The following is a 12686-nucleotide window of genomic DNA, read 5'->3' as shown; positions in this document are numbered from 1 at the left end:
AGCTGGGAGAAAGTTCCGGGCTCACTGAACGTTGATCGTGAACTCCCCGGTGTGCACCTTGCCGGCGATCTGGAAGTCGAAGAAGGCCCGGTACCGGCCTGAACTCGGCGCGGTCAGCCAGAACTTGACGGTCCCGTCGACCAGCTCCGGCTCGGGGTGGACGTGCACGTAGCCGAGGTCACCCTCACGAACCACGACCAGGTGCCCGTACGCGCCCAGGTACCGCTCCACCTGCGCCGGTACGGTCGGGTCAGCGCTGACCTGGAAGTGCATCGGCGCCGTCACCCCCACCGTCGGGGTGCCGGTCATCGACACCGTGTACGGACCAGCGGTCGTCTGCGCCTGTGCCGGCGGCAGTGCGGTCGGGGTGTGCGCACCGGGCACTGTGTGGTCGACGCCCAGCACCAGAGGCTGCTGCGTGCCGTCGGCCGCGGTGACGGAGAAGTCGGCGTAGACGCGGTAGCCGCCGGGTCGGGCCAGCGTCAGGGGGACGCTCCAGGTGCCGTCGGGCGCCATTGTCGGATGCAGGTGCTGGTAGCCGGTCAGGTCGCGGCCCACCACGATCAGGTGCAACGGCTTGTCGTGGACGACCGCGAAGGTCGTTGCCGGCTGCCGGTCGGTCCCGACGATACGGAACCGGTAGTCGGCGCGTACACCAGAGGGTTGGGACCGCTCCAGCGGTTGCAGGGTGTACCCGCCGGCGCTGACCGTCGTGCCGGTCGCCAGCGTCGCGCCAGTCGCGTCGTCACCCCGATGCGTGTGCGGCCCCGTACCGGCCGGGTGTTGGTGCCCGTCGGTCGCGGAGCCCACCTGGCCCGAGGCGGGCGGTCCACCGGCTGACTGTCGTGCGTTGCCGGTCGCGGGACTCTTGTCGGAGGTGCCGATACGGGCCAACCCGAACCCGGCCAGCAGGGCCAGCACCAGACCGCCGACGAACAGCGCCAGGTGGGTGTTGCTCAACCGGGACCCAGGCGTAGCGGCGGCGAGGTCCGTGTCGGGCCGTGGTCCGGGGTCGACCGTCGGCTCGCCGTCCGTACTGGCGAAGGCTTTGGTCGTCTGATCGGTGGGCGTCGGATCGACCGCAACGCCCGTGCGGGCCGTGACGACTGTGTTGCCCTTGCGCGCCGCCGGCACGGTGGCGGGCCGCCGCTTGTCGCTCGCGGTACGCGCGACGACGCCGGTCGCGGCGCCGACCTTGCCCCCGCCGGGCTTGTCCCCGGCAGCCTTGCCGCCGACGGTCTTGCCAGTGCCCGTCCTGTGCGTGGTACGGGCGCCACCGGCGCGTCGGCCGGAGGTCGCCGCCGAGGCACGGCCCCGGCCGGCGGGTGTTCCGGCGGATCGGCGACGCCAGACGATGAACCCGGCCACCGCCCCGACCGCCGCGACCGCCGCCGCCCAGCCGGCCCAGGCCAGCGCCCCGGAACCGCTCTCCTCGGTCGACCCGGTCGACGGGGCCGCCGCAGCCGGCGGGGTCGTCGGATCGGCCGCGGTGGTCGGCACCGCCGAGGCCTGCCCGGACGTGTTGTGCTGCTCGGTGGCGGCCACCAGCGCCGGGTCCGGTTGGGTCGACGGCGGGCTCCACCCCTTCGGCGCTGCCGTCACCCGCCCGTCGTAGCGGAAGGTCAGGGTGCCCCGCACTGTGTCGCCGTCCGAGGCGACCGACAGGTAGCTCACCGAATACTGACCCTTGGCGGGCAGGTGGGCGACGGACACCACCGCGGGGAACCCCGTCGTGTACTCCCGTGGCTCGAACTGCCCGTTGACCAGGAAGTACTCGCGTACCGGCTTGTCGAGTGGCTTCGGCTCCCCCTGCGACCACCCGTTGTCGACACGGGTGCCGCCCGGGGCGGTGATCGTGAAGAACGCGTTGGCGGCGGCCTTCTCGGTGAAGAACAGCCGCACCGACGTCACCGGCTCGCGCACCGTGGCGCCTCCCGCCGGTGTGGACTCGGCGAGGGTCCCGTGAGCTGCGGCGGGCTGAGCCGGTGCGAGCAGAGCGACAGCCGAGGCGAGGAGGAACGCGAGGAGGCCCGAGACCACCCGCCCAGGAATCTGAGGGTGACGACGCATCTGAATATCCTCACTGTGCCGAGACTTTTTACAAGAGGTGAGGAACTTTTTCCTCAGATGGCAAAAGCCGATCAGCCGTGACCTGTGGCATCCGGGTGGTCGGCCGGGCCGGCCAAAAGTTCCGGCGGACGCCGGCGCGGGTCACCGAGGAAGCCGCCCCGGCCGGCAATCCGGTCGGATACCGTCCACGTGACGTCTCGACCACGGAGAGTGTGGATTGCCATGCGTGCTGCGGTGCTGCGGGAGTTCGACGTTCCGCTGACGGTCGAGGAGATCGATCAACCCACCCCCGAGCGCGGTCACGTGCTGGTGCAGATCGTCGCCAGCGGGGTCAACCCGCTCGACACGAAGATCCAGGCTGGAAAGGCCGCGCACGCGCGTGTCCAGGTGCCAGCGGTGCTCGGCCTGGACCTCGCCGGTGTCGTCGCGGCGGTGGGCGCGGACGTGACCGGCTTCGAGCCGGGGGACGAGGTGTACGGGCTGTGCGGGGGCGTCGGCGACCTCCAGGGTTCGCTTGCCGAGTACGCCGCAGTGGACGCCCGGTTGCTGGCCCACAAGCCGAGGAGCCTCTCGATGCGGGAGGCCGCCGCGTTGCCACTGGCGGCGGTCACCTCCTGGGAGGGGCTGGTCGACCGGGCTGGGGTCCGTGCCGGGCAGAAGGTGCTGGTGCACGGCGGTGCCGGCGGGGTCGGGTACGTGGGCGTGCAACTTGCCCAGGCCCGCGGCGCCGAGGCATACGCCACCGGCGGCCCGGCGAGCATGCGGGTGATCGAGAGCCTGGGCGCCGTGCCGATCGACTACACCACGAGCACAGTCGAGGAGTACGTCGAGAGGTACACCGGCGGGGAGGGATTCGACATCGTCATGGACAACGTCGGTGGCGCGACGCTCGACGCGTCGTTCGCGGCGGTACGCACCTACCACGGGCACGTCGTCAGCGCACTGGGCTGGGGCTCACACTCGCTCGCTCCGCTGTCGTTCCGTGGCGCGACCTACTCCGGCGTGTTCACTCTGCTGCCGATGCTCACCGGGCGGGGCCGCGAACACCACGGCGCCATTCTGCGCGAGATCGCGACGCTGGCCGACGCCGGCGCGCTGCGCCCCCGACTGGACGGGCGTCGGTTCACGCTCGACACGGTCATGGACGCCCACCACCTGGTCGCCGGCGGCACCGCCGAGGGCAAGGTCGTCGTGGACGTTGCCGGTTGAGCCGAGCCGTTCGCTCCTTGGACAGGATGAGGTCTTCAAGCATTGGGGAACACACCATCACCCCAAGTCAACCCATGAATGTCAGGGAGTGTCGTCGACGTCTTGGCCAGGAGCCGATCGTGAGATGTCGCCACCGTCCGCCTATCGGCGAACTCGACAAACTCCTTGCGGCTGGACAGGTGGAAATAGACATTCAGTCGCCGAAGCTCTGCGAAGGTCAGCCCGGGTCCGCGTCGGTACCGATGTCCGGAATAGAGCCGGGCGTCCTCGGAGATTTCGTGATCCAACCGCCGCACGCTGTCGTAGAGGTCTGAGGCAGAGCCTCCCTCGAAGTGCGTGAAACCTATGCCTTCAGGAAACAGCGTGTCGCCAGCAAAGAGGGCGTCGCCGACAAGGAAGCAACACGACCCCACGGTGTGGCCGGGTGTCTCCATCACACCTACCTCGATGGAGCCAGCCTTCAACGTCTCGCCGTCCCGGCAGTGCACCATTCCCGGTTCGTCGAAGCCGTAGTAGGCGGCTTCGACACCCGACAGGTACACAGGGGCTGGCAGGAGGCTTACCAGTTCGGCAACTCCGTTGACGTGATCCGAATGCGCGTGCGTCAGCACTACCGCCTGCAGGCTCCAGCCTTCAAGGTGAATTCTTCGGGCGATGCCCTCGCTGTCCCATGCAGGATCCACGACCACGGCATGGCGTGTCTCAGGGTCCCCGATCACGTACTGGAAGTTCGGAAAATGTGCTGGTCCGGCGGTACCGACCAGAATTCTATGCATCACCGACGCTTCTCTCAGCTGGAGCGCCCGCACGCGATTTCGTCGTCCGTTCCAGTGCCTGCCATGGCAGATGCCGGAACGTCGACGGCCGCGGTTCGGCTGCGGCAACGGGCGCGTACTCGGAAGCGTCCAGGGCGAGGAGCCCTCCCAGGTAGGCCTGCGCCTCCAGCATCGCCAGGCGGTCCCCAGGGCAGCGATGCGCTCCCGCCCCGAAGACGTAGCTCTGAGCCTTGCGGCGATCGTCAGTCTCACCAATGCCCAACTGCAGGCTCGCACTGGCCAAATCCACTTCGATCAAGGCGCCTCGCGGTATCTGGCCGACCCTGTCGATGAACACATCTCGGGAGGCATAGCGTGTCGTCAGGCCCAACGGGGCGTCCTGCGTCAACAGGCGCATGACGACACTCGCGGAACCCGCACTGCGCACGGCGTCCGTTACGGCATCCGCGTCGTTCCACCACGCGGAGGTCAGGACCTCCAGGGCGACCACGGTAGTCTCCGCGCCGGCCACCAGGAAGAGGGCCAGCTCTGCCGACCGGGCCTCGTTCGACAGGTCCGAGAACCACGGCACCGTCACGTCTCGGACGAGGCGTTGGATGTAGTCCTTCGCCTGCGCCACAGAGTCGTCGGTCTCAGGAAGCCCGCCGAGGATCCGCAGCACCGGCTTGAGGCTCTCGTAGTGCTCGATGGGGTCGACCTCAGGGAGGTCCAGGAGGTCCAGGACGATGCGGTTGGGGATGTAGACGCAGCCCTGCAACAGGTCGTTGCTGGCGCGCGCACGAGCGAATCCGTCAGCGACGGCGGAGTCAACCATTTCCTGGACCGTGACGCTGCCAGCCCACTGTTTCCCGAAGCCGGCCCACCACCCGCGCTTCCTCTTGAGGTGCTCGCTTCCCTCCAGATCCAGCGTGGACGCTCCGAAGACCCGGCGTGACACCCGGAACGGGTGATCGACCCGGAACTTCTCCTCGCGAAGCAACCGGCCGACGTCTGCTGGGTCGCCCAACCTGAGACGTTCCTCCATGGGCCTATCCGCTCGTTTTCCGGCCGTCACCGGCTGGGGACTGGACATCCGCCCGTGCCGCCGTGCTCTTGGCGACGAGCCGGTCGTACCCGAGGCCGAAGCAGGCGCTGTACAGGGGCTGCCCGTCGTTCGAGCGCAGGTTGCAGCTTCGCGCGAACGCCCCGAGGTGAAGGTTGACCGACGCCACGGCGAGGCCGTCGACGACGAACTCGGACTTCAGGTTCTCGGACTCCTGGAACTTCAGGTGCAGGTCCTTGGGGTCGAAGAACGGGTCGCTCGCCTTCTCCACGACCGCGTCCACCCAGAACTCCTCGGCGAGTGACGACGGCACGTCACGAACGATGTGCCCGATCCACTCGTGCACCAGGCCCAGGTCCGTCGAGAGGAAGATGAACTCTCGCATGAGGAACGAGGACTGGCGTTCGCCCGGACGGTAGGTCTCCTCGTTCCGGAAGCAGAGATTCTTGTGTGTGAACAAGGAAGGACTGGAAAGCTGGCGATCTCTCAGATGGTCGAACACCGCGTAGCAGGTAGTCGGTGCCAGGAGGAACTCGGAGTCCGAGCCCATCGCGCCCGAGACCACCAGTGCATGCTGGGGAAAGCTGCGCACGTAGTGTGTTGCCAGGACGGAGTTCCTGGGGAGCAGCGGGGAGAGTTTGAGCTGCTCGGCACCCGAGAAAGAGGGGATTCCGATGAGCATCCTGTCGATCTGGGCCTCGACGTCGCTCAAGCCCAGTTGCGCGCCGACCGGACTCATCGGGCAACTGGCGTCGTATGCGAACCGTAGACGGCAGCGATTGTCCGGGCAGTGCGGATGCTGTCGAGCATCAGGTCCTCCAGCGGGACGTGCGCGCCGGTCTCCTTCTCCAGGAACACGATCAGCTCCATTATCGACAGGCTGTCGACAATGCCCGCCTGGATCAGGTCCGTGTCCGCGCCGATCTCAGTTCCCATCGCCGGGCGCTGAGTCTCTGTCGAAGTATTGAGGTCGCGCAGGAACTCCAGCACCGCTCCGAGGAAATCGTCATTGCTTCCAGTCATGCCGGGCTTTACCCTTCGTCCATTTTGAAGTTGCCAACCGTGCGGTCTGCCTCGCGCCACTCATCGGGTGCCGCCAGCTCCTCGCACGAGCTCGCCGACGGTGACCTCGCGATAGAGCATCGAGCGCTCCTGCTCTGTCAGCTCTTTCGACAGCTCCTGACGGATCTCGAGGTGGTCACCGAACACCGGTGCCAGCTGCCCCTCGCCATACATACTCCGGTGCAGGACGATTGCTCCGTCGGCTGACGAAGCCTTCCGAGCCTTGCCCGCGAGGGCCTCGTGCTGCGAGGGGCTGCCCCAGTCGAAGATGTTGGACAGGTAGAAGGCGTCCACGTCCGTCACGGTGTCGAGGCACTGGTCGACCGTGCTGTTGACCAGTCGCATCTTGTCGATGTTGCGGCGTGTGGCCGTGTATCCGTCGTCGGAGAGATAGGCGGGTGTGCCGTCGACCCGGTCGTGGAGGTAGCGACCGGTGAGCAGCTGATGTAAGAAGTAATTGTTGGCGACGGGCTTGCCCACGATGGCGTCCTTGATTTGCGCCGCGTAGAACTCGCCGAACTTGGACTCAGGGCTACGTGCGGACCACAGCGGTGGGTAGAAGTGCGACTGGGTCCAACGGCTGAACAACACCCGCACGGCGGTGTCCCAGCGGTCGTTGTCGAGGTGCTCGGCGAAGAAGGCACGCTGCTCGTCCATGGTCGAGCACGCGAAGAGGAGGTCGACGTTCTCGGCGCCGAGGATGAGCTGCGTCAGGTTGTCGCCGACCAGCCTGTAGAGGCGATCCGTCACGCCACAGCCGTTGATCCCCGACGCGATGCGCGCCTGGTGGCTCCGCCAATACGCGCGGGCTCCGTCGGGCAGGGCTTCTTCCAACTCGCGGAAGGTGCCGAGGCGGTTCACGGCAGGCCGCTCGCCAACGAAGGCGAGGTAGTCCTCCAGTTCGAGAGCGATCAGGGCGGCCTTCTTGAGCTCGATGAGCGCGCACTGGGCCGGGTTCGCGTCCACGACGACGAGGCTCTCCAGCTCGTCGTCCAGCAGCGAGAATGCCGTGCAGCCGCCCGAGCCGATGGTGAGGACCCTTCGGGCCCCGTAGCTGACCTGTAGTCGACGTTCGATGCGTGAGTCCTCGCGGATCTGTGCGAAATAGATCTCGCTCATCGACGCCACCCGATCGGACGTCTCGGATCCTGAAATCGGAATCGCAACTTGATCAGACCCCCGAAGTGAGAACAAGAAAATGGATCATCGCATTGTGACTGCGGGCGGTCAACCCCTCCATTTCGGAGTCCGGCTCCTCGCACGTGAGCTGCGATCGTCCGCGGCGAGGGGGTCTGCGTGCGGCGCCCGGCTGACTCGATGGCCGACGCGGACAGCCCTGATCGCCACGCGGCCCGCCGCCGCCTCGACCGAGATGCGGATGACCACGATGCTCCGTCGTGGTGCAGGGTCGCGGCCTCTTCTTCGGATCCTGCCCATCGACCTGGGTGAGACGGCTGCCGATATCCCATGGCACGCGCCACCGGTTACTTTGTCCGCATGAAGCACTCCACGTCGAGCCGGTGCGGCGACCGCAAACATGATCACGCGATGCGGGGTCGACTATGCACCGTGGATACCGCGGGGTCGACTTTGCGCCGTCGTGGGTTAATGCGCGCGTGAACAAGGAATCCAGCACGGGGGTGCAGGCATACAGGGCCCTGCTCGGCGAGCGGGACATGCGCCGGTTGGCCGTCGCGGCCCTGGTAGCGCGCCTGACCATGAGCATGTGGTCGGTCGTGCTGTTCCTGCTCGTGGCCGACCGACGCGACGAGTCGTCGGCCGCCCTGGCGTTGGCCGCCTATACGGTGGGCCAGGCACTCACGGCCCCCGCACGGGGCCGATGGATCGACCGCCGGGGCGTGCAACCCGTGCTCCTCGTCACCACCAGCCTGTACATCCTGATGGTGGCCGTCCTGGTCGCCGTCATCGAGGGCTCGTCGATGCTGGTGATCGCAGGAGTCGCCGTGCTGAGCGGCGCTTTCATGCCGCCGGTCGCTGCCACGATCCGTGGACTCTGGATCGCCCTCACCCTCCCGGGAAAGGGCCGGCACACAGCGATGGCCCTCGACGCTGTCCTGCTCGAGGTGGCCTTCGTCGTCGGCCCCGCGGCAGCGGGCCTGCTGGCGACGTGGACGGATCCGGCCGTCGCGGTCCTGCCCGTCATCGCCCTGCTGGTCCTGTCCGCGGTCTTGGTGATCCGGTCGGAACCGGCCGAGCAGGTGCTTGCCTCCCGGAGCAAGGGCGGATGGGGGCCGGTTGCCTCTTCGCCGTTCAGGACGACCCTGCTACTCGCGCTGGTCCCGTCCCTGGTCAGCGCCGCCGTCGAGGTGCTGCTGCTGACGATCAGCCACTCCGGCGGCTACGAGTGGGCGGGAGGACTGCTGCTGGCCGGAATGGCCGTGGGCAGCCTCGTCGGAGGACTTGTCTTCGGCGCGTACGGCAGTGGACGTACTCCGCAGAGCTGGTTGCCGATCATGCTGCTGCTGACGGCCGGCGGCATCGTGATGCTGCTCCTGGGTCAGGCCGCGCCATGGAGCTTCATCGTCGTCGCTCCCCTGGTCGGCGCCACCACGGCACCCTGCCTGGCCACGGTCTTCTCGCTCTCGGCGGCGACCACCCCCCCGGGGCAGCGGACCGAGGCGCAGTCCTGGGTCAACACGAGCCTCGCGCTGGGCTTCGCCATGGGTGCACTCGTCGTTGCCCCCTTCGCCGATCAGGTCGATGTCGCCGTGGTGCTTCTCGTCGTGATCGCTGCGGTCGGCGCGCTGGCCGCCCGGCTCGTGGGCCCCTCGCTTGCCAGGCACGCGGGGCCCGAGTAGCACGTAGATCACCGTTATACTGGTCGATGTCAGACGGCGCGCCGTGACGACGTCGATGCATGTGTCTGCGACAGACGAAAGCCGGAGGGAATGATCAGCTCCACTGTCCCCTCAGCCTGGCCCCAACCAGAAAGCTTCTACTCTTCGCCGAACTGGCTGCGCTTCGTTGACTCCGACGGCGTCGGCCGTCCCGCCTACCTGATGAAGGACGGTGCCGGGCTCGTCGCCCACCATGCGCCGGACGAAGGTCATCCGGACTATCGCTTCGAGACCCTGCTCGACAGCGAGGACGACAGTGCGCGGCTGCTGCTCGGTGGACGCCGGGGATTCTGCTCCCCGGTGATCGGGACTCACCGGTCGCCCGCAGCGCTGGCGGAGCTCATGGGCGCGGCCCTCGAGGCGTTCCCCGAGGTACACGGCGCCTGGTGGTGGCCATACCTGCCGTCGAAGGACGTGCCGCACGTCGTAGCGGCCGCGCGTTCGCTCACCGGAGAGACCCCCGGGGTGCACCTCGTCGACGCCGACTGCACCGTGCAGCAAATCCCTGCGGATGGGCCCTTCGAGTCGAAGCTGACGAAGTCGCAGCATCGACACTGGCGCCGCGAGTGGCAGCGCTTCGTCAAGAGCGGCCTCGAGCTCCGGCAGGTGTCGATCGACGAGATTGTCGCGTGCGGGGCTCCGCTGCTGCAGCAGGTCGAGCTCAAGTACGGCAACGAGCACGAGGAGGAGAACCTGCGGGCAACCCTCGGCCGCCAGGCCCACATCCTCCGCGAGGAGGCCGTGGCGCACGCCGTCTTCGACGGCTCGCGCATGACCGGGTACTCGCTCGGCTACCGGTCGGGCCAGCAACTCGCGCTTCGTTCGATCGGCCTGAACTACGGGGAGCTGCGCAACGCCGCGGAGTACGCGGTGCTCCTAGTGCACGGGCCCGTACGGTTCGCCCAGGAGAACGGCATCGAGTCCCTGCACCTCGGCACCCGCAGCTACGAGGCTAAATGTCGGCGAGGCGCGGGGGTCCGCGGCCTGTGGGCGGTGGCACCTGGAACCACGACGTCGAAGAAGAAGATCGAGGAGCTCGCCGGGTCGGTCCTGGCCCAGCTTCCCGCCACGGATGCTGCGGCGTTTCGCTCGGAGATCGACGCGGTCCTGGCCTCACTCCTCGTCGAGAGTGGTCAGGCGTGACACTCCCTGTGTCAACCTCGGGCAGCGAGGAACTGGTCTTCTCCAGCTTGGAGGAGGCGTACCGCGTTGCCGTGCCGGGCCGGGTTGTCGACGAGGCCTCGAAGGGCGACCGCCACAAGCCCATCTGCTGATCCTCGCCGAGTTCCGACAGGACGTTACTTCCAAGATCTGATCGAAAGGATGGTGCCGTAGTGACCGCCCACGCCGTGGTCCTGACCACCGTGCGCCGCGCCTTCCCGTTCCGTCTGCTCGACGCCGCATCCGTCGACCACGTGACCATCGTGGCGGAGGCGGGCCATCCCCACCACTTCCCCGACGGCGGCGGCGCGTCCCGTCTACCTACCATGCAGGTCATCGAGGTCGACGACATCCGCGACACGACCCAGGTGCTCGTCGCCGTCCGTCGGGTGGCCGCGTCACGTCCTGTGGATCGCATCATCTCGCCGGTCGAGTTCGGTGTACCGACCGCTGGCTTCCTGCGGTCCTCGCTCGGGATCCCCGGAGATTCGTACGACGTCGCACTCGCCTTCTCCGACAAGTTCCTCATGAAGCGACGCCTCATCGAGGCAGGCCTGAAGACAGCTCAGGTCCAGCGGGTTTTCGAACCGACCGACGTCCCGAAGGCGGGCGACAGCCTGGGATGGCCGGTCGTCGTCAAGCCGACGTTCGGCGCCCTCTGCATGGACGTGACCCGGATCGACGGGCCGGAGGCAGCGAGGGCCTGGGCGACCGGGCCGACCGGAGCGCGTTTGCGCGCCGAGGAGATGCCGGTGGCCGTGGAGCAGTACGTGGCGATGGACCGGGAGTTCCACGTCGACGCCGTTCTTCACGAGGGCAAGGTGCTGTTCGCCGCCGTGTCGATCTACTTCGACCCGCTGCTCGGCCGGATCGACGACTTCGACGGATCGTGGATCGTCCCCCCCGACCACCCTGACCATGACGAGGCGCTGGAGGTCGCCAGCCGGGCCACGATCGAGTTGGGGCTCCGCGACGGGGTCGCCCACGTTGAGCTCTACCGGTCCCGCGACGGCTTCCGGGTCGGCGAGGCGGCGTGCCGACCCGCGGGCGGCGGCATCGTCGAAGCCATCAGTCACCAGCACGGAGTCGATCTGTGGGAGGCATTCTGGTCCCTGGGGCTCGGGTGCACGCCGGCGCTGGACGTCACGTCGACCGACGGCATTGTCGTCAACGTGAATCTTCCGATCCGTCCGGGCCGGATCGTCGAGATGTCGTCCGAGGAGGAGATCCGCGCGGCGATCCCTGGACTGATCGACATGCGGATGACCATGAGCGTCGGCGACGTGGTCACGTCGGACCTCAACTCGTCGTCGACGCCAGGGGTCGTCTTTTTCCGCGCCCGCGACGAGGCAGAGATCGCTCCCACGATGGCGGCGCTTCGGCGTGCCTTCCGGCTAGAGGTCGAACCTACGGATGGGTCAACGATCGTGTGAAGAACAGCGGTAAGGCTGTCCAGAGGCCCTGCCGTGGGCAGGTTCCGCAGCATCGCCGGTTCCTCCGGCTCCGGCATGCCGATCGCCTCCGTCAGGTGCGCCTGAGAGGGTCGTGTCAGCTGGGCACGGCATCCCGGGCGACTGCGATGCCGTCGAGGCTTTCCCGGCACGGGCAGGTTCGATCGGCAGGCAGGTCGGCCAAGGCATTCAGAACAATCGACCGGAGGCGGTCGGTGTTCTTCGCGAAGACGTCGAACACCTCCCTCTGATTCACGGCGGAAGCGCTGTCCAGACCGGCGTCGAGGTCAGTGACCAGCGCCACCGCCGTGTAGCACATCGCGAGTTCGCGAGCCAGAACTGCTTCCGGGAGGCCGGTCATGTTGACCACGGACCAGCCCTGAGCCGCGTACCACTGTGACTCGGCCCGGGTCGAAAATCGGGGTCCCTCGACGACGACCATGGTGCCTTCATCCGTCACGGGCATCCCCTCGCGACGCGATGCCGCGATGACTACCTCACGCCCCTGCGAGCAGTACGGGTCGGCGAACGGTACATGTGCCGCGCCGGAGTCGTAGTAGGTCTGCTGGCGGCCGCTGGTGCGGTCGACGAGTTGGTCCGGGACCACGAGGCTTCCCGGCCCGAGCTCGGGTCGCAGCGAGCCGACGGCGCACGGGGCGATGATCTGGCGGACGCCGATCGAGTGCAGTGCCCAGAGGTTGGCGCGATAGTTGATCCGGTGCGGCGGGTAACGGTGGTCGCGGCCGTGCCGGGGGAGGAAGGCCACATCGCGGTCGCCGACGCGACCAACAAGGACGGCGTCCGACGGTTCGCCGTACGGGGTGCTGACATGCACTTCGCGGGCTTCGTCCAGCAGCGAATAGAAGCCGCTTCCGCCGATGACGGCCAACGACGCTTGTAGCGCTGACATGATCTTTCTCCTCATGCATGGAATTTCGTGAGTCGATGGATTGCCTCGTCGGTGTCCGGGAAGCCCTGCCGAAGGTTCACCGAACCGGAGGCGTGGGGAAACTCGGTCATCCCGCGAAATATCGTCGAACTCTGATGCCGCGACCGG

At 67.6% G+C, this 12686-nt stretch carries 12 protein-coding genes; 5 read left to right on the top strand and 7 right to left on the bottom strand.

The window, feature by feature from the left end; translation table 11 throughout:
* Positions 1-21: 21 nt before the first annotated feature.
* Positions 22-2070, bottom strand: a complete 2049-nt coding sequence (locus tag AB0B98_RS02250; RefSeq protein ID WP_357360182.1) for a copper resistance protein CopC — start codon at positions 2068-2070, stop codon at positions 22-24.
* Between the two features lie 222 nt (positions 2071-2292).
* Between AB0B98_RS02250 and AB0B98_RS02245 the strand changes: the two genes are divergently transcribed.
* Entirely contained in the window at positions 2293-3279 is a 987-nt protein-coding gene (locus AB0B98_RS02245) for a zinc-dependent alcohol dehydrogenase family protein (protein WP_357360180.1), read from the top strand.
* Between the two features lie 35 nt (positions 3280-3314).
* Here AB0B98_RS02245 and AB0B98_RS02240 read toward each other — a convergent pair whose 3' ends face one another.
* From AB0B98_RS02240 to AB0B98_RS02220, 5 genes are read right to left on the bottom strand one after another with little or no spacing between them, the layout of a single operon-like run.
* Positions 3315-4055: an MBL fold metallo-hydrolase gene (locus AB0B98_RS02240; RefSeq protein ID WP_274525437.1), complete on the bottom strand. Its 741-nt coding sequence runs from the start codon at positions 4053-4055 to the stop codon at positions 3315-3317.
* Entirely contained in the window at positions 4048-5079 is a 1032-nt protein-coding gene (locus AB0B98_RS02235; protein WP_357360178.1) for a hypothetical protein, read from the bottom strand. The genes AB0B98_RS02240 and AB0B98_RS02235 overlap by 8 nt, the downstream gene beginning before the upstream one ends.
* A gap of 4 nt (positions 5080-5083) precedes the next feature.
* Positions 5084-5836 (bottom strand): hypothetical protein, encoded by a 753-nt coding sequence (locus AB0B98_RS02230; RefSeq protein WP_357360176.1) that lies wholly within the window; start codon positions 5834-5836, stop codon positions 5084-5086.
* Entirely contained in the window at positions 5833-6120 is a 288-nt protein-coding gene (locus AB0B98_RS02225) for an acyl carrier protein (RefSeq protein ID WP_357360174.1), read from the bottom strand. Before AB0B98_RS02225 ends, AB0B98_RS02230 begins: the two co-directional genes overlap by 4 nt.
* Before the next feature lie 60 nt (positions 6121-6180).
* A complete protein-coding gene (locus AB0B98_RS02220; RefSeq protein ID WP_357360173.1) occupies positions 6181-7278 on the bottom strand; it encodes a DUF3419 family protein in 1098 nt (365 codons plus the stop codon).
* 497 nt (positions 7279-7775) lie between these two features.
* On the opposite strand from AB0B98_RS02220, the gene AB0B98_RS02215 reads away from it, so the two are divergent.
* From AB0B98_RS02215 to AB0B98_RS02200, 4 genes are all read left to right on the top strand, one after another.
* Positions 7776-8978: an MFS transporter gene (locus AB0B98_RS02215; protein ID WP_357360171.1), complete on the top strand. Its 1203-nt coding sequence runs from the start codon at positions 7776-7778 to the stop codon at positions 8976-8978.
* 90 nt (positions 8979-9068) lie between these two features.
* A complete protein-coding gene (locus AB0B98_RS02210) occupies positions 9069-10160 on the top strand; it encodes a hypothetical protein (protein WP_357360169.1) in 1092 nt (363 codons plus the stop codon).
* A complete protein-coding gene (locus tag AB0B98_RS02205; RefSeq protein ID WP_274525390.1) occupies positions 10157-10291 on the top strand; it encodes a hypothetical protein in 135 nt (44 codons plus the stop codon). Before AB0B98_RS02210 ends, AB0B98_RS02205 begins: the two co-directional genes overlap by 4 nt.
* 60 nt (positions 10292-10351) lie before the next feature.
* Entirely contained in the window at positions 10352-11611 is a 1260-nt protein-coding gene (locus tag AB0B98_RS02200; RefSeq protein WP_357360166.1) for a hypothetical protein, read from the top strand.
* A 115-nt stretch (positions 11612-11726) separates the two neighbouring features.
* On the opposite strand, the gene AB0B98_RS02195 is transcribed toward AB0B98_RS02200, so the two are convergent.
* Complete coding sequence (locus tag AB0B98_RS02195) at positions 11727-12539, bottom strand: S-methyl-5'-thioadenosine phosphorylase (protein ID WP_357360565.1); 813 nt, start codon at positions 12537-12539, stop codon at positions 11727-11729.
* Positions 12540-12686 lie beyond the last annotated feature (147 nt).

Source organism: Micromonospora sp. NPDC048947 (assembly GCF_040649495.1).
In the GTDB taxonomy this organism is placed as follows: domain Bacteria; phylum Actinomycetota; class Actinomycetes; order Mycobacteriales; family Micromonosporaceae; genus Micromonospora; species Micromonospora alfalfae.
The sequence above is the reverse complement of the archived record's forward strand: the minus strand, read 5'-3'. Positions and strand labels throughout refer to the sequence as shown.

Bases quoted from the DNA above. Each gene is read 5' to 3' on its own strand.
- AB0B98_RS02235 (WP_357360178.1), bottom strand. From the start codon at position 5,079: ATGGAGGAACGTCTCAGGTTGGGCGACCCAGCAGACGTCGGCCGGTTG.
- AB0B98_RS02220 (WP_357360173.1), bottom strand. From the start codon at position 7,278: ATGAGCGAGATCTATTTCGCACAGATCCGCGAGGACTCACGCATCGAA.
- AB0B98_RS02250 (WP_357360182.1), bottom strand. From the start codon at position 2,070: ATGCGTCGTCACCCTCAGATTCCTGGGCGGGTGGTCTCGGGCCTCCTC.
- AB0B98_RS02230 (WP_357360176.1), bottom strand. From the start codon at position 5,836: ATGAGTCCGGTCGGCGCGCAACTGGGCTTGAGCGACGTCGAGGCCCAG.
- AB0B98_RS02240 (WP_274525437.1), bottom strand. From the start codon at position 4,055: ATGCATAGAATTCTGGTCGGTACCGCCGGACCAGCACATTTTCCGAAC.
- AB0B98_RS02245 (WP_357360180.1), top strand. From the start codon at position 2,293: ATGCGTGCTGCGGTGCTGCGGGAGTTCGACGTTCCGCTGACGGTCGAG.
- AB0B98_RS02195 (WP_357360565.1), bottom strand. From the start codon at position 12,539: ATGTCAGCGCTACAAGCGTCGTTGGCCGTCATCGGCGGAAGCGGCTTC.
- AB0B98_RS02210 (WP_357360169.1), top strand. From the start codon at position 9,069: ATGATCAGCTCCACTGTCCCCTCAGCCTGGCCCCAACCAGAAAGCTTC.
- AB0B98_RS02225 (WP_357360174.1), bottom strand. From the start codon at position 6,120: ATGACTGGAAGCAATGACGATTTCCTCGGAGCGGTGCTGGAGTTCCTG.